Origin of the sequence: Paenibacillus sp. FSL H7-0716 (genome assembly GCF_038002705.1) — a bacterium.
GTDB lineage: Bacteria > Bacillota > Bacilli > Paenibacillales > Paenibacillaceae > Paenibacillus_AQ > Paenibacillus_AQ odorifer.
This window is the reverse complement of sequence record NZ_JBBODA010000011.1, coordinates 154,106-180,371: the sequence shown is the minus strand read 5'-3', so window position 1 is coordinate 180,371 and position 26,266 is coordinate 154,106. Positions and strand designations below refer to the sequence as shown.

The following is a 26,266-nucleotide window of genomic DNA, read 5'->3' as shown; positions in this document are numbered from 1 at the left end:
TGTTGTCGATGTTCTCCCATGTGAACACACCTCCGTGGACTCATTATCGCCAGTCTGTTAACTACTGTCCACTTTTTATTCTAGCTTCATGGAGTCCGAAACTTCGCTCAAAAGGCGATAAATTTGCAAATAACGCCATCTGGGTCCGAAAGCCTCAGTAGGGGCGGTGAATACACAATTGGATCGGGTAGCCGCCCCAGCGAACCATTGCGCGCACGCAGCAGTAACCGACCTAACGAACCAGTGTGTGTATGCACAGTAAAGCCCCAGCGAACCATTGTGCGCACACAGCAGTAACCGCCCCGGCGAACCTTTGCGTGAACGCAGCAATAACCGCCCCAGCAAACTTTTGCGCATAAGCAGTAACTAAAGGACCCAGATGACACTAATTGCAGCATTATTCGATATTTGAGTCGCTATCGGACCGCATAGTCGCTATTGGCTTGAAAAGTACCCTATATGAGCCTGTTTCTAAGGAATAGTGTCACTGGAGTCCGAAACTTCGCTCAAAAGGCGATAAATTTGCAAATAACGCCATCTGGGTCCGAAGGCCTCAGTTGGGGCTGATGAATACAGTATAGAAGCGGGCAGCCGACGGTCCACAACATAAAGTAGCGATTCCCATTAATGGCGAATCGCTGCTCTATATTGTTTACGATGTTTAAATGAAGCGAACCGTCTCATTTATAGTTAATTAAGCTGTTAATGCGACAGTCCCATTCTTTGAAGGTTTGATCTGCTTAAGAATAAGATCAAAGGTCATCTGCTTTTTATCGTTCATTATGGGATTCATGATCGGCAGAGGGTTGGTTTTCGAACACTTCTGCAGCTTCCTCTGCAGAAAATTCAGGTTCGAATTTACCTACGAGTGGTAATTTGTTTAATTTCGTAGTTTGTACTTCTGCTTTGGTAGGTTGATTGTTTTTTGAATGGCTCATACATACACCTCCTTTAATAAGGAACAACAAACCGTAGTTTGCCCTGAAAAAAGATGTTCTTATTCATGAAAATTTCAGGCTTTTGCATTTGAATGAACTAAGCCCATTTTATAATTGTTACAGCACCATTAACATCAACAATACATAATATGTTTTGACTGTATCCCTTTACCTTGTTATACCAAACAAACCCAGGGCAAGGAGGGGTGACACCATTGAAGGGGAACGAACACCACAGCAAATTTCTGTTGACTCATCGTGAGCGCGAAGTTTTTGAGCTTCTCGTGCAGGACAAAACGACTCGTGATATCGCTGGCTTATTATTTATCAGCGAAAAAACAGTTCGAAACCACATTTCCAATGTAATGCAAAAACTAAACGTTAAAGGCCGTTCACAAGCGGTTGTCGAGCTGATCAAGCTTGGGGAGCTGAAAATATAGCTGGCCATGTCTTCGGAAGTGACGCGTTTAAGCCTTCTTTTGCCCTTCGGGGCAAAGGGAGGTTTTTTGTTTACTCACCAAAACAACTGAAGAGTGAGTTAGATCACCGTATGATTTTTAAGACATGATAAATTAGAGCTATTAAGGTAGTTCAGGAGGATCTGCTATGACCAGATATGAACAACAAAGAAATTTTCTGAAATCCAATTTTCATGAATTCAAACATATCAAAACAGATAAGATCAAGGGAATTGCACAACCGCCAATTGTTACGCCATTTGATTCAGATTCACTAATTATTGATTTGCCCAAGGTCAGCAAAGACGTTGTAAGTAAAGAAAATATTTTTGATTGTATAGATCAAAGAAGAAGTACACGGTTCTATTCTGAGGATACTGTTAGTCTGGAGGAGTTATCCTATTTATTATGGGCTACCCAAGGGATTAGCGGTATGAATAAGAACGGGCTTACGCTGCGGACTGTACCCTGCAGTGGGGCGACACACACCTTTGAAACCTATTTAATGATTATGCGTGTAGAGGGCATTGGACAAGGGATCTACAGATACCTGCCTGTGGAACATAAGCTCTTATTTATGTTTGAATTAGATCAACTTGAACAAAAGATTGATGCTATTACTTTGGATCAGCCCTTTGTCCCTAACTTTGCCAAAAAAGCTTCTGTATTGTTTGCCTGGAGTACCACACCCTACCGCTCTGAATGGAAGTATGATATTTCTGCTCACAAAAAAATCCTCATTGATGTTGGACATGTCTGCCAGAACCTTTATTTAGCCAGCGAATCCATCGGTGCAGGTGCTTGCGCAATTGGAATCTATGATCAAAAGTTGGTTGATGAGATTTTAGAATTAGACGGCGATGAAGAGTTTGTTATCTATCTTGGGGCAGTTGGGAAGAAACGAGAGTAGCTGTGAATACTAGATATGGCTTCGGAAGTGAGGCATATAAGCCTTCTTCACCCTTCGGGGTGGGGGAGGTTTTTTGATTATAATCCAGTGTATTTGCCCAGCTGCTCAGTTTGAATGAAGAGGAAATCGTAATGTTTAATTGATAATCATTCTCATCGCATATATAATTAACCCAAAGTAAGAGGAAGCAGGGATGAGCATGGAGCGAAGCAATGGACTGAAAGAAGCAGAAACGATTGATGCCCATAAGACGCTTACATGTGAAGGGGTAGATTATAATTACCGTTTTGATGGGGCTCACTTTGAGATTAAACCTCCAGTCGAAATAGGGGAGGGCAGTTGCCGCAGCCTGCTTAGCCATGGATATATCCAGATGACAGATTTTAATCTCCGTTTTAATCGGGATATCGAAGCGAAGGGAAATTTTAGCACTCCGCGTACGGAGCTGGCTTTCTGCATGGGGCATGGCATTGAGTGGGGGACCTCACTGAAATCGGACTATTTTGTTATAGATACAGGAGAAATTGCGCTGTTTCATGGCGGAGTAAGAAGTGAAAACTGCACATACCTGAGTGGAGCGGGGTACCGATTTATCAGCATAGATATGAGTCCGGCACAATTTGAGCGGATGACCAGTGGTCTGACCGAAGATACACGGCTTCGCATCGGAGCTGGTGCGGGTTTGTTTTTTGGAAAAAATAACATCACACCATCCATCCGCTTCATTCTGTCGCAAATTGCGGATTGTTCCTATAGCCATGGCATGCGTGAACTTTATCTGGAGGGCAAAATGCTGGAGCTTATGGCGGTCTATCTCAATGAATCTTTATATGAAGCAGATCGGATTCCACGCTCGGTCAAGCTGTCCAGAGAGGATATGGAGAGCTTGCGGCTCGCTAAGGAGATTTTGCAGCGTGATTATTTGCACCCGCCAACGCTTGCAGGCCTTTCTCGCATTATATGCCTCAATGAGTTTAAGCTGAAAAAGGGCTTCAAGGAAATGTTTGGTTATACCGTACATGCTTACGTTATCGAACAACGGATGCAGAGAGCGCAGCAGCTGCTGGAACAAGGGAGTATGACTGTAAGTGAAGCAGCTTCCAGGGTTGGATACGGTAATGTGAGTCATTTCTCGGCAGCCTTCCGCAAAAAGTTCGGTGTGCGTCCAGGAGAATATCTGATCAGCGGCAGGCAGCGTCTCTTCGGTATTAAGATGTAAGTCCGTATCCTGCACAGATGCTCCTGATTTGGTTAATTATAATCCCTTAAACGGTAGCAATTGTGAACAACGTTCCTATACACTAGTGCACAGAGAATCATTCTCAGTGCACTTTTTTTGCGTGTAATTACCAAGAGTGGGGGAACAGCTGTGAGTAAAACCAAAACCGGCATGCCAAGGCTGCTGGAGATCGCCGGAGAGAAGCGAGGTTTGCTGCTCTTGTCCGGAATATTGTCATCTGTCAGCGCCGTATTAATGCTGATTCCGTTTTTGTCTGTTTATTTCATTTTGGCAGAGCTGCTGCGCCATGCTTCATCGCCTGGACAGGTCGACGGTGCGTATATGATCCGCTGGGGGTGGATTGCACTTGGAGGGTTAATCGGAGGGCTGGTGACTTCGTATTGTGGTATTATGTGCTCGCATATTGCGGCTTTTCGAATTCAATATAATTTGCGTGTGCGAATGACCGAGCATTTGGGCAGATTGCCGCTCGGTTTCCTGAATGGGACATCAACTGGCGTGGTCAAGAAGACGCTAGAGCAGAATGTCGACAAGGTGGAAAATTTCGTAGCACATCAGCTTCCCGATTTAGTCAGCGTGCTGGCTTCTACAGTGCTGATGATCGTAGCGATGTTTTGGCTTAGTCCGCCGTTGGCGGTAGCTTGCCTGCTGCCGATAATTATAGGATTAGGCGTGCAGTCAGCGCTTATGATGAGCAGCAGAGGCAAGGCCAGTGTGAAGCAGTATCATGATTCGTTGGAGCAGATCAATACTTCGGCGGTGCAGTATGTACGAGGGATGCCCGCGGTTAAGGTGTTCGGGCAGACGGTGCATTCTTTCAGAAAGTTCTACAGTGATATGACCAGCTACCGCGATTATTGTCTGGAGTATACGGACCGTTATCAAACAGGTTATGTCTTATTCAAAACATTGCTGGCGTCACCGTTTACCTTTATTTTGCCGGTGGGCGTATTTATGCTAAGCGGTCGACCGGATTCCATGTCCTTTGCGCTTGTACTGCTGTTCTTTCTGATTATGGCACCCGGCGTTTCATCTCCGCTCTACAAGCTACTTCTGCTGGCTTCAAGCACTCGGGATATTGGCGAAGGCGTGGAGCGGATGGACCGTCTCTTGGCACAGCAGCCTGTACCGGAAATAGCAGAACCGCTATCGCCGCATACTTTTGACGTTGAATTTGTGGATGTAACCTTCTCCTACAGTGAAGATGCAGAGACTGCAGCGGCGCTCAGCGAAGTCTCATTCCGTGCGGAACAAGGGAAGGTTACAGCACTGGTAGGCCCGTCAGGTTCGGGGAAATCGACGGTGGCCAGCCTGGTGCCGCGGTTCTGGGACCCGCAAGTGGGTGCGATCCGTATCGGTGGAGTCGATATTCGCCATATGGCGATCCATGAATTAATGAATACAGTTGCTTTTGTATTTCAGGAAACCTTCCTCTTCTATGACACTTTGTATGAGAATATTGCTGTCGGCAAACCGGGAGCGACTTTGGAGGAAGTCCAGGCTGCAGCCAGAGCGGCACAATGTGACGAGTTCATTACTCGGCTGCCGCAGGGATACGATACGTTAATTGGTGAAGGCGGTGTCTATCTCTCGGGTGGTGAGGAGCAGCGCATTGCGGTAGCTCGGGCTATTCTCAAAAATGCACCAGTGCTCGTGCTCGACGAAGCGACTGCTTTTGCCGACCCGGAAAATGAGTTTCATATGCAGTTAGCACTTACGGAGCTTATGCGCGGCAAGACGGTTATTGTCATTGCTCACCGACTCTCCTCTATACGTGAAGCTGCACAAATTCTGGTGCTGCGGGATGGAGAAATCGTGGAACGTGGAGAGCACGCAGGTTTGATTGAGGCGGACGGTCTTTACGCAAAAATGTGGCATGCCTACAGTGACGCCGGAGATTGGCATATGGAAAAAGGAGGGGATCAGCTATGAAGGTATTGCATAATATTACTGCCGGTAAACCGCAGCAGTTGCTGAAGCCTGTACTTTTTTCTTTGCTGGCTAATCTAGTTAGTGTGCTTCCATTCGCGCTTGTAATTGAGGCGGTGCGGTTGATTTTTGCTCCTTATATTACTGTAGGGGCAGAACTTCAGACAGAACGCCTTTGGTGGATCTGCGCAGGGCTTGTCGCCGTCATGGTGCTGATGTTCCTGAGTGAGATTCCTGCCTATCGCACCGCTTACCGCGGGGCATACAATGTTGCTGCACAGGGACGTGCGGAATTAGCAGAACATCTGCGGAAGCTTCCGCTGGGTTACCTGACTCGCCGGGACCCAGGTGATTTAGCCAATATGATGATGGGCGATTTCACGCTCGTTGAGACGGGCATTTCACATCTGCTGCCACAGCTTGCGGGGGCTTTTGTACTGCCGATATTTGCACTTGCTGGTTTACTGTTTCTGGACTGGCGGATGGCGATTTCCATGTTCGTAGCGCTGCCGGTTGCTCTTCTGATCATGTATCTATCGGGCAAGCTGCGGCGGAGACTCGGAGCGGATCATATGAAGGCCAAGCTGAACGCTGCGAACCGATTGCAAGAATACTTGAACGGCATACGGGTGATGAAAGCCTATAACCTGACGGGAGAACGATTTGTCCGTTTGGATAACTCTTTTAAAACTTTGATGAAGGAAAGTGTGAAGCTGGAGGGGATGTTCGGTCCGGTTATTCTAACCGCTATGGCTCTTCTTCGTGCGGGACTGACCTTAATGGTATACGTAGGTGTTCATCTATTATTAGGCGGGGAGCTCGGTATTTTGCAGTTGGCAGTATTCCTTATTGTCGGCACACGTATCTATGATCCATTGACTACAGCGCTAGCCAATTATGCCGAATTCCGCTACAACGAACAAGCGGGTGAACGTATAGTAGACCTGCTCCGCCAGCCGGTAATGACAGGTGCTACGAGTCCTCTTCCTAAGAGCAGCACCATTCGGTTTGACAATGTAACCTTCAGCTATGGAGGAGAGCCTGTACTCAAAAATTTAAGTCTGGAAATGCCGCAAGGTTCACTGACTGCAATTGTGGGCCCGTCAGGCAGCGGAAAAAGTACAGTGCTGCGCCTGATCTCACGTTTCTATGATCCCGATGAGGGAAGCGTTCTGCTAGGTGGACGCAACATCAAGGAGATTGATCCAGAACATCTGCTAGGATCCGTATCGGTGGTGTTTCAGGATGTGTACCTGTTCCAAGACACCATCGGGAACAACATTGCTTTTGGGCGGCCGGGGGCGTCGCAGCGGGATATTCAGCAGGCAGCGCAAATGGCTCACTGCCATGATTTCATCATGAAATTACCGCTTGGTTATGATACGCCGGTAGGCGAAGGCGGCAGTACGCTCTCCGGAGGGGAGAAGCAGCGAATTTCCATTGCCCGTGCGATTCTCAAGAATGCTCCAATTGTGCTGTTGGATGAAGCTACTGCATCGCTTGACCCGCAGAATGAGGCCGAAATCCAGAAAGGAATTGATGCGTTGATTACGGGCAGAACCGTCATTGTTATCGCTCACCGGCTGAAAACCATACGCGGTGCGGACAACATTATCGTACTGGAAGACGGTCGGCTGGTCGAGCAGGGACGGCATGATGCCTTACTTCTGCAAGGTGGACTGTACGACCGGCTCTGGAAGCTGCAACAGCAATCCGTCGGATTCCGCATCACATCTTAGGCGAAGCTCAGCACATTTTAGGAGGAAAACGTATGGCTATAACAAAGGATGAATCCGCTTGGCCGATCATAAGCCTTAGTTTGGGGGAGGCATTTGATCAGGAGACAGTAGAAGAATATATCGCTTATTGGGAAGAACTGCTCGCGCGCCGATCTGGCTTCGGCCTGCTGATGGTGCATTCTGCTGAGAAAAACACACGTCCAGAGCGTGCGGTCACACAGCTGTATATGAACTGGTGCAAGATGAACAAGCGGGAAATCGCCCAATATTGTTCAGGCATCGCGGTCGTAATGCAGAATGCAAAGTTGCTTGCTGTCTACAAGCCAGTTACAGCGTTGTCCACTAAAAGAACCTATGGCTGCCCCGGAGGCGCCTTCTCCGAAGAGGCTGAGGCGATAAGGTGGCTGGAGGAGCAATTGGCTAAGGCACCCTCGGGTACGAAAAGCTAATATAGCTGCCCGTATTTTGGAGATACACATTTAAGCTTTTTTCACCCTTTTGGGTGGGGAAGGCTTTTTTTATCTAGAAAGATAAGAATCCGCCAACCCCTTACAACCAACGTGTCAGAGTAAGCTTTTTGAAATGTAAATGGGGTGTGTTGGATGAAGATAAATAATAATTATATACTATGACCAAGAAGTTTGTAGAGGAATTAGGTTTTTCAAACATTAGAGGATGATCTCTTAAAATATAGACCATTCTCTAGTCCTATGGAATATCCTTTCTTTCAATTCCCTAATCCTAGTTTAGATTGGAATAAGTGATTTAATAAACCTGTAGATGAACACTGCCAATGGGTATTTCAAGTGGTCGAAGAGATGATGGAATTCTTTATTATTGACTTGCTGAAGTTTACCTGATGACCAACCAATCCTAATAGATTTGGGAATAATGCCTGAATTTATATTACCTTTTATCCCGGAAGAGAGAATGATATGTTTTTATACATCCGATACGGAGATTGAGAAACACAGTAATAAATCTATGATTAAGTTCTCCAATGAAATAAAGAACGCTTGCACTAAGGTGGACAGGTGGACATCAAAACTATAGAAAGAACACCAAACATGAGCGTAGAAGAACAATTTAGGTTAGTTCGTAAACATTTTAAAATGTAGGGATGACCGAGAGGTATACCTGCTCAAAGAAACCATTCCTTTGTCAGGGATGGTTTCTTCATAACTAGAAAAGTACACAGGTGTGCCCTTATAATAAATAGGAGCAAGTATCTGGCAGTAGACTGATGATGAGGGGAGAGAAGACATGTTTTTCTTTAAGAAAAATAAAGGCATCACAGAAGAGGCGCTGCAGGCCCTGGTTGAAGGCTTGGAGCAGGCTTATATGGATAAGGATGAAGAAGGTTTGAGCAAAAGATTTCATCCAGATAAGAGGGGAATGTCCTTTTTAAATCACTTTCAATTAATGATGACATTTCAAATCTATAATATAAAATCTGAAATCCTCGAATTTGAATTACTGTCGATGGATGCCACTAAAGCAGTCTTTACATACACTCGGAAGCACATTCATACCTGTGTTAACCCCGCCGATGAACGCGAGGAAAAAAGAAATCAAATTATCAGTTATTACGTTGAGGCTGTGAAGGAGAATGGTTCAATTTGGATTACGAGGTACAGCCCTTATAGCACGATTTTTGTAGATAAGAAGGGTGATTTCCTTAGTGGTGTGGATGCGGTCATTCCTCCTGGAGAAGAGATCAATTCAGGCATTGCGCGATTCATCCCGTATTTTCAGCTTGATAGCTATGTACCTGCAACCTTCCATGTCTACAGTAACAGTCAATTTATCGGATATTATCCGCTGGGAGAATATCATCGGTACGAACCTTCGCATACGTTCACGATTAATTATTTTGATAAGATAGAGGCAACTTCTGTAGAGAAGCATACAGCGGATTATATCTCCCAAGAGACCTTGTTGACCGCTCAAGTACTGCATCAGACTGATAATAGCTCTATAGTGGAGACGCAGTTGATGAACAATAATGTATTAGAGCATGAACTTGTTACCAGCCTGCTTACGAAGGATGGGTTCTATATGATTAGATTTCTGTATGCCAAAGGGGAGCCGATCCCGCCAGAGGAGCGAGAAAAGTGGAAGCGTGAGATGGTCACTTTAATAGAAAAAGAGCACAGCAGTTAACATAGAAACTTGCCGTTACAGACAACACGCGAACCGTATCCTAAGTAACGATAAGTTTTTTTGGTAATAATGAGAGAAAAGGAGAGATGAAAATGTCCTATATCGTTGATTTTAAAAATGTGTCTACGGTTGGGTTAGAATCTTCACCTGTAGTAGATGCGCTTGCTGGTCTGCGTGCTAATGAGGCCCGTTACTTTATGAACAAATACAAACATGAATTTACGGTTGTACAAGCCAGCGAAAGTCAGGAGACCCTTGATTATGTGAACCGAATTTTAAAAGAAGAACGTGATATTGAGTTTGCGGCCAAGCCTTTAGAAACGTCGCGTTTTCAAGTGGAAAATATTAAATTTGCTTATGTCTTTTATGAGGATGGCCTTGCGGTCAACGTTATGTATACGGTGGATGACCCTAAGAAGCGGGCCGTTGGTTTTAAGCTTTCTGAGGGGATGGAGATCCCAAAGGAGCTAGAAGAGAAGTTTAAGTTTGCAAGGCAGAAGTCCAAGCTAGCCGGAACAATTCGGGGTTCGTTTTTTGTAATTAAAAAAGAATACTAAAGTAAGCAAAATTGCAACATAATCAATGAGAGGGCCATCCTGTAAAAGGATGGCCCTAAACCTTGCCAGTATAGATAATTTGCGTAGGTTATCTATGGGAATGGACTCCCATTTAAGAGGCCGATTTATTATATAGAGCAACGAAAACTGGAGTAGCGTGCGCTTCACCATTTTTTTGTATGAGTAGCTAAGAAGGTGAAATGTATGGGATAAATCCCGCAGATAAGAGCTGAAGTAGCTGAGACGGTGAAATGTACGGTATAAATCCCGCAGATAAGAGCTGAAGTAGCTGAGACGGTGGAATGTACGGTATAAATCCCGCAGATAAGAGCTGAAGTAGCTGAGACGGTGAGATGTACGGTATAAATCCCGCAGATAAGAGCTGAGGTAGCTATGGCTATATCGACTTTGTTGGAGACTCTCCGGGGCATCAGATTTGATCCATTCAAATGTGTCCGACAAGCCACCTATCATTTGACAATGATAATGGTTATCGTTTACGATTTTGGTTTGTATAGGGATTTGCAGCTGCAAAGGATTAGCATGCTTTTGGACTTGGGAGGATTAACAGTGGATTGGGAAGAATACATCCAGATATGGGATGCTTCATGGATTCAACCGGTGGATATTCGCCAACATGTGATACCTAGACAGAGTAAACAGCAACATACACTCCCAGCTAGTTGTTTTATATTTGTCGTGCGGGGGCAAGGTGCGATCTGGTTGGATGGTAATCGGCATTCCTTAGAACGATTCTTTGTCTTACATGCAGGAAAAGGAAGTAACATCAAATTCGAGGTTGGACATGAGGATGTTACATACTATTACATTTTATATAGAGGTAGTATTTCTACTAAAGCTAGTAAAACAATATTGAAATCCTATCATATAAATAACCCTTTTCATCTGCAATATGCATGTAAACCAAATTCTCCGGTTGTTTTATATCGTCATGCGGAATCGATGTATGAGGAATGGAATCGCAGACCGGCTATGGAACGGTTCCAAGCGAAAATCCATTTCTATCAGTTCGTATATACACTTGTACAGCAGTTACGGCTTCAAGGCGTTGCCCCCAAAGAAATAGATTTAGTGGAACAGATCATTCAATACATTCACAAACATTATTATGAACCTATCTCACTTGAATCTATGGCAGAAGTTTGGAATTATAGCATTCAATATTTATCGAGGCAGTTCAAACGCCGGACAGGGAGAAGTCCCATTGAATATGTAATTCAGACCAGGATGGCTAAAGCGAAGGAGTTACTGATTCAAACCGATGCCACCGTACAGGAGATTGCTGTAAACGTAGGTTATAGTGATGTCTTTTATTTTACCCGTCTGTTTAAGAAGCAGGTTGGGACGACGCCAGTTCAATACAAAAATAAGGTGAAGTCAGGTTTGATCGTTTCAGATAGTCCATGGCAAGAGTTCTTATCCTCCATGGGCAAATATTCTTCTGCTTGTTATATTGATGATGATAATCATTATCAATATAAACTTGAAGGGGATAAACAGATGTTAAAGGGGATCGAAACGAAAAGAGGATTAATGCTAATGCTTGTGCTTACACTGTTACTTACAGCTTGCGGAAATGGGAACACTAGCCGTAATAGCAATGCGGGAGCAGAACCAACACAAAGTAAACCTTCCAATCAGGCCATTGAAAATACGGGTTTACGGAAAATAACAACGGTCATGGGGGATGTTAATGTTCCAGCCAATCCCCAACGTGTTGTAGTTGACTGGGATTTGGGACCAGTCTTAGCAGTTGGGGTAGTACCGGTTGGAGCATCAAATACCCAACTGGAGTATTCTCAGTTTCTCAAACCTTTCTTAGATGAGACGGTACAAGATATAGGGGCAGAAGGAAGTATTTCTTTTGAGAAAGTATTAGAGCTAGCGCCAGACGTCATCATAACCTGGAATAAAGATGCTTATAGTAACTACTCTAAGATCGCACCGACCGTATTATTTGATACAAGTAAATACGCAACGATTCAAGAAGAGATTACAGCTATGGGAGAAATCCTTGATCGAGAAGAAGAGGCTAAACAGTTTGTGGCAGATTTCGAAAAACGTAAAATAGCTGCCCGCGAAAAAATTAATAATGTAATTGCAAAAGATGCAACTATTTCTATCGTAGATTATATCACCGTAGAGAAATTTTTAATGGTCATTGGTAATCAGGGTGAGAGAGGCGGCAGAGCTACTTACGATATTTTAGGTCTGAATCCCGCTCCAAAAGTTCAAAGTGAAATTATTGATAAGGAAATGAGCCGGGTTGAAGTTTCTTGGGAAACGGTAAATGATTATGTAGGTGACTACGTTATTGTCCTTACCGTAAAGGACAAAGAACCGCCTAAGTTGCCAGCAACATGGAAGATGCTGGATGCGGTCAAAAACAATCGAATTATTGAGATTGATATGGAAAAATATTTTGCAGCAGATTCATACTCCTCCTTGTTACAAGCTGAAGATATTGCCGACAAATTATCGAAGCTGGCTTCATCGAAATAATCTTATTAGATTGAATCTACCTGAAGTCATTTAAATAAAAAGACGAAGCCTATTATGGCTTCGTCTTTTGTAGTTTTGCATTCCCTTTTACAAATGAACTATTGGACCGAAAGTACAGTCTCGAGCTCAGGTATATATTCCTTGACCATATTGTTGTCTTCCCACAGTCCTCTAGTCCCAGCTGGGGCTTGACCTTCGGAAACGACTAAATACGGTTTGATGGTTACGGTACTCGGTATAGTCTTGAAGGGTTCAAAACGAATATTATAAGATTCGCTTAAGGGGTGAGCACCAACGGGCTTCAGTTGAACGCCACGTTCATCCACAATATCAAACTGAAGAGCGATCCCCCCGTTAGCACCCTTATATTTCGAAGGGATAGAAGCGAGCATTTCTTCTACGCTCTGGCCAGGTTTGGTTTTGTACTCAACGGAGACCTGGGTTGTAATTGGGGTGATTTCCACCTTACTGATCTGCAAGTTAATGTTATCGTGATGCTTGGTCTCCTCTGAAGTTAGAGTTGTAAAAGGCGTTGATTTTGTAACGGGCAGAACGAATTCGAACGGGACATCGTAACCCTTTAACGACACATTTACAGTCAAGTCAAACTGATCAGGGAACTGGACCGTCTGTGTTGTTGTGCTCGGCTCATAATAAGTGTTCAAAACCTGAACCATTATGCTGGAAGCAGCCTCACCATCCATGTGTTCGTAACTCCAGAGCAGAGGTTGGCCTTTATAGAGCACCTCAAAATTATCCACCGCCCCTTTATTGGCATCTGAAGGCGGCGAATTGGGCTCCGAAGCCAGACGGTTTCCAGGAGTGGTTATATTCATAAGAATTCGGGTTCCGTCAAATAACAACGTTGGAATATTCATAGTCACATCGCCATGGGTCACGCTTTGGTTTACGTTTGTGATGAAATCCTCGGCTTGTTGAACACCGGGATCTAAGTTTTTTTCGCCCCATAATGAATAGATTTGTCCCAAAACCGGAATTTGCTTGAGTGCATCAGCCATTGCGGGCGATACAAAGCCGGAAGCAAGGACTGTAACTCCAAGGATTGCAGCGGCTGCAGTGGAAACCCACCATTTATTAAAAGTTTTGGATACATCTATCTTTCTCTGAACGGGGGAAATGGAATTATCGGTATCCCTGATGATTTGGTAAGTCTCATTCAGCTTGGAGCGGGCAATATCCGATAACTGAGCGGGAAGTAGGCTTTGGCAGTTCTTTAATTGTTCTTCTAACTTAGTGTTTACCATGTCGCAACTCCATTTCTTGATTGAATTGAGATGAATGCTTTAGCTTTTTGCGGGCGCGATGCAGCCGGGTCTTCACGGCAACCGTAGAAATTTCGAGAATGTCGGAAATTTGACGGATCGGCATGTCCTGTAGGTAATGAAGGTGAATGACAATCCGAAGGTTCTCCTCAAGATGTTGAACGGCATCCCATAATTCGATTTTCTCATAATCCTTGGAAGTGGAAGGGACTTCGGGAAGCTCTCCATAAGGGAGGGCTCTTGCGTTGTTTTTGAGCATTTTATTGCATTCATTAATCAGAATCCGGAAGATCCACGTTTTGAAAAAAGCGGGCTCTCTGAGTGTATGGATGTTCTTAAAGGCTTTAAGCATCGTCTCCTGCAGGGCATCTGCACAATCTTCTTCTTTGTTGACGATGGACCTTGCAGTTCTGTATAAAGGTAACTCTATCTCCTGCATCAACTGCACGAATGCTTCAGAGTCCCCAGCTTTGGCTTTGACGACAATAGGATCTATATGCAAAGATTTACCTGCTTTCTTGACTAGAAGTCTTAGGATGTTCGTAACGTTACTTAAATATTAGATCGGGTAGGTAGCTAGAAGGTTACCACAAACATGATTCTATTCTCCTCATCTCGCAAAGCTAGCAAGGTGAGAAATTGGTTTTTTTCACAAAAAAATCGCCGTTCGAATTCCCTGTCGGGAATCGGACGGCGATTTTCATAAGCTAATTAATCAATCAATCCATCAATCAATGATATAAATGACCCATTTCCCTTGATCGTTTGGCCGAATCGCGTATAGCATTTTTACATTTTCAACTGTCTCTTCTGCTATATCCAAGCGTTGTCCGATTACCGTTATATTCACCTGATGTTCGTTGGGTAACATGGAATCAATGCTTTCGATGTCTGTGAATTTGTACTGATATTGTTCGTCATAATAAGGCTCCATAGCCTCTGCTAGTTTTTTGTTTACGAACCCGGATTGATAAATTGTGTGGTCATGCTCAACTAAAGCAGTTAGGTTTTTTTCCAGCACTTCAAGTGCGGGGAGATCATTCTCTGTCAATTGATCTGCATATGATTTCAGATTTATCAACAATTCTGCCTTAAAGCTGGTTTCATTTGGCTGCTTGGGTTCTGTGATTTGCGGCTTCTGCGTATTAATCGCTGGACTTTGGGTTGGCGTATTTGCTCCTGTGCTCGGCTCCTGGTTTGGTTTAACGTCCCCTGCACATGCTGCCAGAAAGATTAAAGACATCAACATGAGCATTCTTGCAATAGTTTTTAACATCTAACCCAACCTTTTTGAGGATATGTTAGTTAGTCGCGAGAAAATATGGAGAAGTTACAAGGGCTGAATGAAGCCCCAAAAAAGCAGATTAAACCGTTAGTTTTTGTGTATCTACAGGGTCACGTCCGCTTACCGCAAGCATGATTGTAGAAATAATGACGAGTATGAAACAGAGCACAAATGAATACCGGTACCCAACAACACTAGCTAATAACCCGCCAACAAGACTGCCAATCAGTCTGCCGATCGTGGATGAATTAGAGTAGAGGGTGGATGCATACCCAGGCATGTTTGGAAGCAGATCCTGAATGTAGCTAATGCCAATGGCTGAAATAACAGCAACAAAAAAGGCAAGCAAAATTTGGGCTGCAAGCATCTGCCACATCGCGCCTGAAGTAATAACAACGAGATAATAAGCTCCTCCGAAAATGGCTCCACACATCATCAGGATTCTGTTACTGTATTTCGCACTGAGCAGTCCCAGCATGATCATAAATGGAATTTCCAGCGCAGCACAAATACTGCTGACTAAACCGACATCGCTTGTTGTTCCCCCTAGATTGTTGGTAATAAAGAGGGCAGTATTGATGCTACTCGTCCAGTGGGCTACATACATGAGTATCATAATCAGAAAAGGAAGCAGGACATTACGGTTCTGACCCAACCGGAAACTTTTTACTTTTACTTCTGCAGTACTGCTTTTCACTTCTGTATTTGATTTCAGGAATAGTGAAATAAGTAAGGCAACAAGCAGGAATACCCCGATGGTGCCCGAAAAAATCCCCTTAAATCCAACAGCAGCGATTAGCAGAGTACCGATTAAAGGACCTGTAATAAAGCCGAGAGAGAAAGCAGAACGCAAGGTAGAATTTGCAAACGCAGTATCCGTAAAATCGCTCTTATTCACTGCTTCTCTAGCTATGGCGAACAATTGAGGCATCCCTGGTGCACCGAGTGCGGTGAACACAATCATGTAAATGAATAAGATCGTAAAATCCCCAATGAGCAAGTATCCGCTATAAGCAAGGGCATTACAGAGCGTGGAGACAAGGTAAATGTTTCTTCGATTTAAGCCAAGGTCAGAGCGTCTCCCGATTAGTGTACTGATCCATATTCCGGCAATTAACGTGGTGGCCAGAAAAACACCAAACAGCCCGACAGATACTCCAAGCTGTTCCGTAAAATAAATGGATAAAAAGGGTGCGCTGAGTGAAATCCCCATCCCCTGCAGTAACATGCATAAAAAGAGTAAGCCATAAGAGGGAATCGAAAATAGTGCAGCTAGTCGTTTGAACATGTTGTGAAAGTACTCCTCTATATTTGTTTAGATATTTCATAAAAAAAAGCCGTTGAAATTGATTCCAACGGCTTTTTGTATGCTTGTTTTTTTCAAGACCTTATTCAACATCATAATTGATCGGAAAGAATAAGTCTATACTTTCGGCTGGATTTTATTTACTATTGTGAAGCCGGCAAAACCTAATAAATGGAGTGTTGTTAATGGACGTTACTTGTCATCTCGATAAGGCTGACTTACAGGATTATATTAGTAGGGTTTTTGGCAGCAGTTATTTCGTTGCTCGTGTTTCGCGCATGCATGGCGGCGCACAAAAGGTGGTCTACAAGATTGAGTGCAGTAATGGATTTTCCTGCGTTTTGTATGTGTGGGATCTTTCGATGAATTATTTTAAAGAAGAAAAAGCAAATGAAGATATAAATGAACAATCCTATGGAAGTCATTTATTCGAATTAAATAACAGGTACTTAACACAACATGGAATTCAGACCCCTGCTCTTTATGATCTGAATAAGGCAAAAGATCGTTACTCTTTCGATTATGCTCTGGTTGAATATATAGATGGAAGAATGGCAGAAACCTATTTTCATCATCCCGATTCACGTGTTCAAGATAAAGTTTTTCAGCGTGTGGGGGAAATGCTTACTGCTATGCATACCAACGAGAGGCATGTTTTTGGGAAAGCAAATGCTAACGAGAGCAGCATGAGCGAATGTCATTTATTACAAATGGAAAATGCGAAAGTGCAGCTAGCCTATGCCTCCCAACATATTGAGAAGATCAGGTCTAATCAAAGCAAACTGCTCGATAAGTTGTACGAGCTTGAATCAAAAATTCAACCCAGACAGCAATATGGGTTTATTCACGGGGAACTGGGACCTGACCATGTTATGGTTAATGATAAACTGGAGCCCTTTCTGATAGATATTGAAGGGGCAATGTACTATGACATTGAGCATGAACATAGTTTTTTACAGATGAGATTTGGGGATTTCTATCGGTACTTAAAGAACGATGCTCTGGATCATGATAGGCTGTTATTTTATCAATTCCACCATCATGTCTCCTTAACTTCAGGTGGATTAAAGCTGCTGCATAGAGGATTTCCTGACCAACAATTCGCCCAAGGCCTAGCTGATTATCAATCGGAACGCGCGCTGAGGTTTATCGAAGGATGAACTAAACAAGGCGTTTGGATTGATAACCTACTGCCATGTCCTCGAAAGTAACCTATTAGCCTTCTTCACCCTTTAGGGTGGGGGAGGTTTTTTCGTTATACAACTACAAGGCATAATAAAAGACCGCATCCACTGGAATTGCTTCCGGATCTGGCGGTCTGATGTCTTCGTTATGAATCAATCTTTATCTGAAAGGGTTAGTTAATGAAATTTAACGGTCTTGATGCGAGCCTCTTCTTCATAGCTAAGTGGTTTCGGAGATTGCGGAGTGTGCAGATGACGCTCCACGGAGTACTCCATTTTCCGGTAGTCCTCATTACCTGTATTCAATGTTGGATTCCAGTTTTCTGTCACCCAATTTTTAAGTTCCTTAAGTCCTGCTAGCATTTCCTCCAGCCTCCTTTGGCGAAGAAACAAAATAGATTTTGTAGTTCTTTGTTTACGCTTTCATTATAATCCTAAACTCCATTTTTTAAAAGGTGTGTCCGTCTGAAAAACACAGATTATTCAGTGAACATTGTGTGTTATTTAGGTTTTGTGCTTCATCTGGAGAGAAGTGTCTCCCTGTAGGAGACATTTTTAGTGAAGCTGAAAGGATACTCATTAGTACCCCTTTTTTATATTATTTTACATCCGTATATCCAACAAATACTGCCCGGAAGAAATAAATTTAGGGTGGAATATTTGCAGGATTATTTTCTAATGAATATGGAAAAATAAATGATTATTAGCTGCGAGTTATACTGAAAACCATTATTTTGTTAATCATAAATGAGATTGGTGGAAATAAATTTTATTTTTCTAAAAATAGAGAAAATAATTTACAAAACCAAAATATAATGATATTTTGTTTATGTAGAAAAGAAACCGCTCACAACTTAAGGGGGATTAACAATGACACTCACAAAGTTCCACGGAATTATACCTGCCTTTTATGCCTGCTATGACGATCAAGGAAACATTTCGGAATCCCGGACGCATGCTTTATGTGATTACTTATTTGAAAAAGGAGTTCAAGGTGTATATGTGGGAGGCAGCTCAGGAGAATGTATTTACCAGAGTCTCGACGAACGCAAAGCGGTACTAAGCTACGTAGCTAGTAACCTGAAAGGTAAAATGACACTGATTGCCCACGTGGGTGCCCCTTCCACTAGAGATAGTATTGAGTTAGCGAAACATGCTGCAACCTTAGGGTATGATGCATTATCCGCAATCCCGCCTATATATTTCAAATTACCTGATAGTGCAGTCTATAAATATTGGAGCGAGATTATGGAGGCAACCCCTCTTAGCTTCATTATCTACAACATTCCTCAGACTACTGGATATACACTGACTCCTTCCCTATTTGAGAAGCTGCTTGCGAACAAAAAGGTGATTGGTGTGAAGAACTCCTCCATGCCGACTATGGATATTGAAAGATTCAAAAGAGTGGGTGGAAAAGATGTAGTGGTATTTAATGGACCAGATGAACAATATGTTGCGGGAAGAATCATGGGAGCGGATGCGGGAATCGGTGGAACCTATGCGGTTATGCCTGAGCTGTTCCTCCAAGCAAATGAATTTGTTAAGGCTGGTAAGTTCGAAGAAGCTGGACAAATCCAAAGCGATATCAACGATATTATCATCGCCCTTTGTTCACTCAAAGGTGCCATGTATGCCGGAATAAAAGAGATTCTAAAATTAAGAGGCGTAAACATTGGCAGCGTAAGAGCACCGCTTGAGGCAGTAGCCGCTGAGGATGCTAGTCCGATCGCAGACATTATGAAATTGATTGATCAAGCTATTGAAAGATATTGCGGTTAGGATAATGAAGAAATCCATCGTATGCTTTGGCGATTCTAATACTTGGGGCTACGACGCAGAGACAGACCGCAGATTTAAGGATGATATTCGTTGGACGGGAATTCTTCATACAGAATTGGGTGACGCCTACCGAATGATCGAAGAAGGGCTTCCCGGCAGAACAAGTGTCAGTGAGGACCCTCTATTTGAAGGACTTTCTGGAATCTCCTATATTTATCCCTGCCTGATGTCACATTCGCCATTAGACTTGGTTGTGATCATGCTTGGGACCAATGATACAAAAGAAAGGTTTGGACTAACTTCTTATAACATCGCACAAGGTATTGTTAGGTTGGCTCTTAAAGCTAAAGGTAGCGGTGCTGGACCCGAGGGGAAGGCTCCAGAGGTTCTAGTAATCGCGCCCCCTCCGATTGGAGCAGAGTATATTCATACCCCTATTGGCAAACCAATGGGTAGCGGATGTAGTGAGAAGTCTACGGAGCTCGCTGAGCATCTTGTAGCTTTGCTAACGGGAACCGGCATCCACTTTGTAGATTCCAGAGAACATGTATCGATGAATGAAATTGATTATATGCATCTTGATCCGCGAGGACATCGCAACATGGCCGATTTAGTGCAATACCATGCCAGACGGATTTTAAATTAAAGGTTCACAGAAGATAATGCTCACAAAACTTTTAGGGAGGTTTATAAATGAAGAAAAAACGTTTACTCTCGACAATGGTTGCGCTAATGGTGATTATTTCTTTAATTTCAGGTTGCTCAGGTAACAATGCTGCAAGCTCTAATACATCCGATAATTCTTCTGCATCTGGGAAGGAAAAAGTGGCGATCAGAGTATGGCTGACTCCACAGTGGAAGGGTGTTGTGGATGCCACGGAGGCAGGCGCGGACTATGATAGCTTCCTAAAGCACGCCGCTGAGAAATTCAAAGCACAATATGATAAATACGATGCGGATATTCAAATAGAGGTCATTGCTGGAGATCAGCGCGATCAATTGCTTAACGTTAACTTAAGCGGGGGAACACCACCAGATGTGTTCTTTGAGAGTGTATTCCCGATGGGGGATTACGTTCACCGTGGAGCATTGGTTCCTTTGACCGACATCATTGATGAAGACGCGAAAAGCGATATTGCTCAAAACTACTGGGACGCTGTTACGTTCGGAGAAGATATTTACTTCTATCCATTCCAGCACAACCCAGGCACCTTGGTTTACAACGCGGACATGTTTAAAGCAGCAGGCTTAGAGAAGTTTGTGGGTGAAGAATCCGAAATCAAAACTTGGAACTTGGATGAATATCAACAAATTCTTGAGGGTCTGAAAAACAATCTGCCGAAGGATAAGTATTCCAATGCATATCCAATGGCATTATTCGCTGTAAATAATCAGGGCGATACATGGAACCTTGCCTATATGAGAATGTTCGGCAATAAGTTCTTTGATGATCAAGGCAACATTGTACTGAACGATGAGAACGGAGTTAAAGCTGCAACTTGGCTGAAAAACCTATATGACGGCGGATATACAAATCCAGGCGCAGAATCCGTTTCTTCTAATGATGCCAATGCTATGTTCCAAAATCAGCAATTAGCGATCAGTTTCACTAACCCGATTCTGTTTAATGGTACGAAAGCTAATATGGCGGATGGTACGGCAGCGAAATTCGATATGAGACTTGCTAATATTCCGTCGGAAAGCGGCGATCCTCTATCCTTTACTTATGTAGTAGGCGCTAGTGTATTCAAGTCCAAAGATGCTAAGAAGACTGAAGTAGCTAAGGATTTCGTGAAGTTCTTCTCAAGCGATCCTGAGTTAGTTAAATCCTCTAAGAATGGTATTCCTGTAAGAAGTTCTGTAGCCGAAGCACTTAAAGCGGAGAATCCACTGTTTGCAGCTTACGATGCCAATTCTAAATATTTGTTCAACTTCACAGGCAACGTTCCAGGATACAGCCAATTAAGAGAGGTTTTATATCCAGAGCTACAAGCACTTTACATGGGAGCTAAGACACCGGAACAGTTTGTACAAGATTATCAGGCAAGTGGCAACAAGGTGATTGAGACCAATAAAGCTGGCTCTGTAATTTTCCAATAATCTAAGACCAGATAAACAATACACGATTGACAGCCTTTAGGGTCTGAAGAGACTCTGGGGCTGTTAATTAGAAAGGTAAACGATATGAAACTACGTAGTAATTACCTAAAAGAGAATATTACAGGTTATCTGTTTATTTTACCTCAGATGATAGTATTCTTAGCCTTTCTTGTCTATCCGATCTTAGAAGGGATGCGGCTGAGTCTATACCAGATTAATTATGACAGTGAGAAATTTGTGGGTTTTGCCAATTACACCACATTGTTTAATGATCCGGTATTTTTTAAGGCTACCATCAACACCGTTGTGTTCGTAATATTTATCGTTCTACTTACAGTGGGGTTTGCATTGTTCGTAGCCTCCGCGGTATTTGATAAAAATGCTAAGTACGTTTCCTTTATTAGAGGAAGTTATTATATCCCGGTAATGGTGTCCATGGTGGTTATGAGTATGGTCTGGAGCTTTTTGCTGAATCCGGCTAATGGACTTATCTCTTATCTATATAAAGACATGGGACTAGGGACGATTAATCTGCTGGGAAATCCAAAGACGGTTCTGCCAGTCGTGATATTTGTAACCTTCGCAACTAACGTGGGCCAGGCAATTATTCTGTATATAGCTGCGATGATTGGTGTCTCGAAAGAGCTTTTTGAAGCAGCCGAAATCGACGGTGCTAGCAGATGGCAAGTGATATCAAAGATCCTGATTCCTTCGGTAGGACCTACAACAACATATATTACGATTATCAATATTATTGCCGTATTAAAAATCTTTGTAGTCATTCAGTTACTGACCGGTGGCGGACCGAACAATTCCTCCGTAACACTGATGTACTACCTTTATAATAATGCCTTTAAATATAACCAACTCGGCGTAGCTTCTGCGGTAGGGGTTATCATGTTCGTGATTACATTGATATTGTCTGTGCCACAGCTACGAAGCATGATTAAGGTGAAGTGAGGGGGAATACAACATGTCGAAGATTAAAAACAAGAAAAAGAGAGAGAAGTTTGATGTGATATCGAATGTAATCATTATCCTCTTCGCGCTCCTTAATCTTTTTCCACTATATTGGTTATTCACAAGTTCACTCAAGAACAGCTCGGATGTTGTGAAAATGCCTCCAGACTGGTGGCCCAAATCGATTACATTCTCCAACTATGTGGATGTATTTCAGAACCAGCCAGCTTTAAGATGGACGTTTAATAGTATTTATGTATCTGGTATTTCTACTATTTTGGTTATCGTTGTAGGCTCTATGGCCGCCTATGCGTTCTCAAAGATTAATTTTAAAGGTAAAAATATAATCTTCATTATCTTTATTTCAAGCTTGATGATTCCTAAAGAAATTATGATTGTACCCTTATTCCGGATCACCCAACAATTTGGAATGGTAAATAGTTATAACGGTATGATTTGGCCGAACGTGGCGGGTGCATTTGGAGTGTTCCTATTAAAGGGATTCTTCGATTTAACCCCTAATGCCTTAAGAGAAGCCGGGAGAATAGATGGTGCAAATGAATGGAGAATCTTCACACGCATCATGTTGCCTATTGTCAAACCTGGTATTGGAGCCTTATTTATTCTGAATTTCGTGCAAGTCTGGAATGATTACTTGTGGCAGCTGGTTATAGGCCAAGAGAACAAAATGAAAACATTAATGGTTGGTACTGCGACCTTAATGCAGGATTTGAATCCTAATTTCGCTTATAAAATGGCCGGAGCTACCATCGCTGCAATTCCGATGTTGCTAGTGTTCATGTTATTCCAACGGTTCTTCACCAATGGGATTACAGCAGGAGCAGTTAAAGAATAAATAAAAATGTGGAGTGGGTTACTGATGAATACTGAAAATAATGTACTTAAAAAAATAAAACATAAATTAGTCGTCTCCAGTCAAGCCTTACCAGAAGAACCGCTGCATAGCCCGTTTATTATGGGGAGAATGGCTTATGCTGCTTACTTAGGCGGGGCTTCTGGAATTCGGGCAAACAGCGTAGCGGATATTCAAGAAATCAAAAAGCAAGTGAATCTGCCGATCATTGGGATAATCAAAAAGGTGTATGAAGGCTCTGAAGTCTTTATTACACCCACTCAGAAGGAAGTCGATGAGCTTTACCGCGAAGGGGTAGATATCATTGCTATGGATGCTACAGACCGTATTCGCCCGGACGGATCTACTATTTCTGAACTTTTTCCACTTTTAAAAGAGACCTATAAAGATCAACTGTTTATGGCGGATTGTTCTACATTTGCGGAAGCTGCGAAGGCTGTTGAGCTGGGATTTGATCTGATAGGAACTACCTTAAGCGGTTATACAGAGGCTACTAAAGGCCGCAACTTGCCAGATTTTGAATTGGTTCAACAAATCGTCAACAATTTCTCTGTTCCCGTTATAGCTGAAGGTGGGGTCTCCACTCCTGAAGAATTAAAGATCATGTTTGATTTAGGTGTGTATTCAGCAGTGGTTGGCTCTGCGATCACGAGACCGATGGAGATTACGAAACGGTTTGTGAACGCTATTCAGTAGAACGCCAGAGAGGGTAGATGGGAATGAGGATTGTAGCCGTAGATATTGGCGGTACCAATACCAAGATGTGTATATGCGATAAACAGGGGAATGTACATGACTTCAAGGAGTATGCAACAGAAAGCTACTTGGGGGGACCCCATGTAATCTCGAGAATGCTGGAAAAAATTGCAGAATATGAGCATTTTGATGCCATTGCCATAAGCACCGCGGGCCAAGTTAATGCAGAAGAAGGATTTATTGTCTATGCTAACGAAAATATACCTAGATATACTGGAATGAAAATTAAGGATATTGTCACCCATCATTTTCATAAACCTGTTATGGTAGAGAACGATGTGAATTCAGCAGCATTAGGCGAGGCTTATTTTGGGGCTGCTCAGAGCTTTAACAATTTCTTATGTCTAACCTTTGGCACAGGCATTGGCGGTGCGATCGTCATTAATCGCCAAATCTATAAAGGGGCTAATGGGGTAGCGGCTGAATTTGGCCATATCTTTACTCACCCATTGTCGGCCACATCCGGAGTAGAAGGACTGCCGTATTATGAGAAATACGCTTCAACTACAGCTTTAGTGAAGATGGCTCAGCTCGCAGATCCCGAATGCACGGACGGAAAAGCCTTATTTGATAAAATACAGAGTGGAAATGAGCAGCTTGAACGTATTTTAGATCTATGGATTACTGAAGTGGCTGTTGGTTTAGCTTCTATCACACATATCTTCAATCCATCCGCGATTATTATTGGTGGCGGCGTAATGGAACAAGAAGATTTGGTTCGAAGGGTAGAAGAGCGCACGAAGTCTTTGATTATGGAAAGCTTTGCGGGAGTGAGAATTGTTAAAGCCTCATTAGGGAATAAGGCAGGTCTGCTGGGAGCTTCCTCCTTATTCGTACATTAACTTATTGAAAAGGAGGGGCTTTTTTGCGGACAATCAGTATTTTTTCTTCAATTCATTCTAAATACAATAATTTGACGAATACGGAGAAGAAGGTAGCGGACTACGTACTGGAGAATACGAGAAGCGTAGTCTACATGTCGATTACTGATCTTGCAGATGCATGTGATGTTGGGGAATCAAGTATATTTCGATTTTGCAAATCTTTAAGTTATAAAGGGTATCAAGAGTTCAAGATCGCATTAGCACATAGCATCACTGTGGAGAATGAGATCCCGCAGCTTACCGATCAAATTCTGATGGATGATACAATTGAAGCTGTTGCTTCTAAAGTACTGACCACGAATGTAAGTGCACTCAACGAGACCTATAATTTAATTGATATACAGAAGATCAGTGAGGCCATTGAGTATTTGATTAATGCAGAACGTGTATTGTTTTTCGGTGTGGGCTCTTCTCTAGTCACAGCTATGGAAGCCAAGATTAAATTTATGCGCATTACGAACAAAACGGAATGTTTAATGGATTCACATCTGCAGATGATGTCGGCAGCGCTGATGTCTAACCGGGATGTCGCTGTTGTGATTTCTTATTCCGGCTCGACCAAGGATAGCATTGAGGTTGCGAGAAAAGCAAAGGAAAGAGGAGCCAAAGTAATATCCATTACTAGGTTTGAAAAGTCACCGTTAACCTCGTACTCCGATCTGACCCTGCTATGTGGTGCTAATGAAGGACCGTTGCAAGGGGGTTCATTATCTGCAAAGATATCGCAGCTCTATCTGCTTGATATTTTATATGTAGAATATTTCAAGAAGACTAGTGAGCAATCCATAATCAATAAAGAAACTACAGCTTCAGCAGTCAGTGAGAAACTGGTTTAGTACATTAAGATGTGAGGGGAATGGGAAGTTATGATCTTAGGTTCTTTGTCATCTTGGGAAGAGCATATCAAGTATGAGAATCCAGTCATTGTTGAGGCTATTGAGGAATTGAAAGTGATCTTACAACATGATCCTGATCTTGGGCGAATCGAAATCCGCGGGAACGAAATGTATGCTTCCATTATGGCTCTTGAGGCAAAATCGCTGGAGGAACAAGTCGCAGAGAAGCATGAGACTTATATTGATGTGCATTATCTGATCGAAGGTGAAGAAACGATTGGCTGGGCACCCCTGCAAGAAGGGATCGAACCCATTAAGCCTTACGATGCCGAAGGAGAATATGCGCTTTATCCCCCATCAGCAGATGAAATATTGTTATCTTTGAAGCCTGGAATGTTCGCGGTCTTTTTCCCTCATGATGTTCACAGACCGGGTATGGGTCAACCGGGGCAGCCGATTAAAAAAGCTGTCATTAAAATCCACACAAATCTACTAACTCGATAACATTGAGATTGAGGCTGGTAGCGGAACCATTCCGCTGTCAGCTTTTTTTGCATCG

Annotated in this window: 25 protein-coding genes; 19 read left to right on the top strand and 6 right to left on the bottom strand. The window is 43.0% G+C overall.

Annotated features, from left to right (window positions below; genetic code table 11):
• Positions 1–770: 770 nt before the first annotated feature.
• The gene (locus MHH60_RS16535) at positions 771–938 is read right to left on the bottom strand and encodes a hypothetical protein (protein WP_169744806.1); all 168 of its coding nucleotides are present in this window, start codon (positions 936–938) and stop codon (positions 771–773) included.
• A 215-nt stretch (positions 939–1,153) separates the two neighbouring features.
• Here MHH60_RS16535 and MHH60_RS16530 point away from each other — a divergent pair, with 215 nt between their 5' ends.
• The 9 genes from MHH60_RS16530 (at position 1,154) to MHH60_RS16490 (ending at position 12,457) form a co-directional block, all read left to right on the top strand.
• Complete coding sequence (locus MHH60_RS16530; protein ID WP_019908812.1) at positions 1,154–1,378, top strand: helix-turn-helix domain-containing protein; 225 nt, start codon at positions 1,154–1,156, stop codon at positions 1,376–1,378.
• Positions 1,379–1,544: 166 nt separating this feature from the next.
• The gene (locus MHH60_RS16525; protein WP_076138065.1) at positions 1,545–2,306 is read left to right on the top strand and encodes a SagB/ThcOx family dehydrogenase; all 762 of its coding nucleotides are present in this window, start codon (positions 1,545–1,547) and stop codon (positions 2,304–2,306) included.
• Positions 2,307–2,499: 193 nt separating this feature from the next.
• Positions 2,500–3,525, top strand: coding sequence for a helix-turn-helix transcriptional regulator (locus MHH60_RS16520; RefSeq protein WP_076138067.1), 1,026 nt, complete (start codon positions 2,500–2,502; stop codon positions 3,523–3,525).
• 171 nt (positions 3,526–3,696) lie between these two features.
• Entirely contained in the window at positions 3,697–5,478 is a 1,782-nt protein-coding gene (locus tag MHH60_RS16515; RefSeq protein ID WP_076138171.1) for an ABC transporter ATP-binding protein, read from the top strand.
• Positions 5,475–7,214 (top strand): ABC transporter ATP-binding protein, encoded by a 1,740-nt coding sequence (locus MHH60_RS16510; RefSeq protein WP_076138069.1) that lies wholly within the window; start codon positions 5,475–5,477, stop codon positions 7,212–7,214. Before MHH60_RS16515 ends, MHH60_RS16510 begins: the two co-directional genes overlap by 4 nt.
• Positions 7,215–7,246: 32 nt before the next feature.
• Positions 7,247–7,663, top strand: a complete 417-nt coding sequence (locus MHH60_RS16505; protein ID WP_081389147.1) for a hypothetical protein — start codon at positions 7,247–7,249, stop codon at positions 7,661–7,663.
• 814 nt (positions 7,664–8,477) lie between these two features.
• Complete coding sequence (locus MHH60_RS16500) at positions 8,478–9,377, top strand: hypothetical protein (RefSeq protein WP_076138071.1); 900 nt, start codon at positions 8,478–8,480, stop codon at positions 9,375–9,377.
• Positions 9,378–9,469: 92 nt separating this feature from the next.
• Positions 9,470–9,934 carry a phage tail protein gene (locus MHH60_RS16495; protein ID WP_076138073.1) on the top strand — a complete coding sequence of 155 codons (465 nt, stop codon included), beginning with the start codon at positions 9,470–9,472 and terminating at the stop codon, positions 9,932–9,934.
• A gap of 570 nt (positions 9,935–10,504) precedes the next feature.
• On the top strand, positions 10,505–12,457 hold the full coding sequence (locus tag MHH60_RS16490) for an AraC family transcriptional regulator (RefSeq protein WP_179088946.1): 1,953 nt from the start codon (positions 10,505–10,507) through the stop codon (positions 12,455–12,457).
• A 98-nt stretch (positions 12,458–12,555) separates the two neighbouring features.
• Here the strand turns inward: MHH60_RS16490 and MHH60_RS16485 are convergent, their stop codons facing one another.
• The 4 genes from MHH60_RS16485 to MHH60_RS16470 form a co-directional block, all read right to left on the bottom strand.
• Complete coding sequence (locus MHH60_RS16485; RefSeq protein ID WP_076138077.1) at positions 12,556–13,722, bottom strand: DUF4179 domain-containing protein; 1,167 nt, start codon at positions 13,720–13,722, stop codon at positions 12,556–12,558.
• On the bottom strand, positions 13,709–14,242 hold the full coding sequence (locus tag MHH60_RS16480) for an RNA polymerase sigma factor (RefSeq protein WP_076099490.1): 534 nt from the start codon (positions 14,240–14,242) through the stop codon (positions 13,709–13,711). Before MHH60_RS16480 ends, MHH60_RS16485 begins: the two co-directional genes overlap by 14 nt.
• Positions 14,243–14,467: 225 nt before the next feature.
• Positions 14,468–15,016, bottom strand: a complete 549-nt coding sequence (locus MHH60_RS16475) for a hypothetical protein (RefSeq protein WP_076138079.1) — start codon at positions 15,014–15,016, stop codon at positions 14,468–14,470.
• A gap of 88 nt (positions 15,017–15,104) precedes the next feature.
• Positions 15,105–16,313, bottom strand: coding sequence for a sugar efflux transporter (locus tag MHH60_RS16470; RefSeq protein WP_076138081.1), 1,209 nt, complete (start codon positions 16,311–16,313; stop codon positions 15,105–15,107).
• A 248-nt stretch (positions 16,314–16,561) separates the two neighbouring features.
• Between MHH60_RS16470 and MHH60_RS16465 the strand changes: the two genes are divergently transcribed.
• On the top strand, positions 16,562–17,491 hold the full coding sequence (locus tag MHH60_RS16465) for a phosphotransferase (protein ID WP_076138175.1): 930 nt from the start codon (positions 16,562–16,564) through the stop codon (positions 17,489–17,491).
• 201 nt (positions 17,492–17,692) lie between these two features.
• Here MHH60_RS16465 and MHH60_RS16460 read toward each other — a convergent pair whose 3' ends face one another.
• Positions 17,693–17,878, bottom strand: coding sequence for a hypothetical protein (locus tag MHH60_RS16460; protein ID WP_036679656.1), 186 nt, complete (start codon positions 17,876–17,878; stop codon positions 17,693–17,695).
• Between the two features lie 507 nt (positions 17,879–18,385).
• Between MHH60_RS16460 and MHH60_RS16455 the strand changes: the two genes are divergently transcribed.
• The 9 genes from MHH60_RS16455 to MHH60_RS16415 all read left to right on the top strand — a co-directional run bounded on the left by MHH60_RS16455 (position 18,386) and on the right by MHH60_RS16415 (position 26,211).
• A complete protein-coding gene (locus MHH60_RS16455; protein WP_076138083.1) occupies positions 18,386–19,297 on the top strand; it encodes a dihydrodipicolinate synthase family protein in 912 nt (303 codons plus the stop codon).
• Positions 19,266–19,943, top strand: a complete 678-nt coding sequence (locus tag MHH60_RS16450; RefSeq protein WP_204359564.1) for a GDSL-type esterase/lipase family protein — start codon at positions 19,266–19,268, stop codon at positions 19,941–19,943. Before MHH60_RS16455 ends, MHH60_RS16450 begins: the two co-directional genes overlap by 32 nt.
• Before the next feature lie 47 nt (positions 19,944–19,990).
• Positions 19,991–21,397: an ABC transporter substrate-binding protein gene (locus MHH60_RS16445; RefSeq protein ID WP_076138085.1), complete on the top strand. Its 1,407-nt coding sequence runs from the start codon at positions 19,991–19,993 to the stop codon at positions 21,395–21,397.
• An 84-nt stretch (positions 21,398–21,481) separates the two neighbouring features.
• Complete coding sequence (locus MHH60_RS16440) at positions 21,482–22,357, top strand: carbohydrate ABC transporter permease (RefSeq protein WP_036679648.1); 876 nt, start codon at positions 21,482–21,484, stop codon at positions 22,355–22,357.
• A 13-nt stretch (positions 22,358–22,370) separates the two neighbouring features.
• Positions 22,371–23,213, top strand: coding sequence for a carbohydrate ABC transporter permease (locus tag MHH60_RS16435; RefSeq protein ID WP_081382492.1), 843 nt, complete (start codon positions 22,371–22,373; stop codon positions 23,211–23,213).
• Positions 23,214–23,237: 24 nt separating this feature from the next.
• The gene (locus MHH60_RS16430) at positions 23,238–23,927 is read left to right on the top strand and encodes an N-acetylmannosamine-6-phosphate 2-epimerase (protein WP_076138087.1); all 690 of its coding nucleotides are present in this window, start codon (positions 23,238–23,240) and stop codon (positions 23,925–23,927) included.
• 23 nt (positions 23,928–23,950) lie between these two features.
• On the top strand, positions 23,951–24,829 hold the full coding sequence (locus MHH60_RS16425) for an ROK family protein (RefSeq protein ID WP_076138089.1): 879 nt from the start codon (positions 23,951–23,953) through the stop codon (positions 24,827–24,829).
• Between the two features lie 23 nt (positions 24,830–24,852).
• Positions 24,853–25,707 carry a MurR/RpiR family transcriptional regulator gene (locus MHH60_RS16420; RefSeq protein ID WP_051491079.1) on the top strand — a complete coding sequence of 285 codons (855 nt, stop codon included), beginning with the start codon at positions 24,853–24,855 and terminating at the stop codon, positions 25,705–25,707.
• Positions 25,708–25,737: 30 nt separating this feature from the next.
• Complete coding sequence (locus MHH60_RS16415; protein ID WP_076138091.1) at positions 25,738–26,211, top strand: YhcH/YjgK/YiaL family protein; 474 nt, start codon at positions 25,738–25,740, stop codon at positions 26,209–26,211.
• Positions 26,212–26,266: the final 55 nt, after the last annotated feature.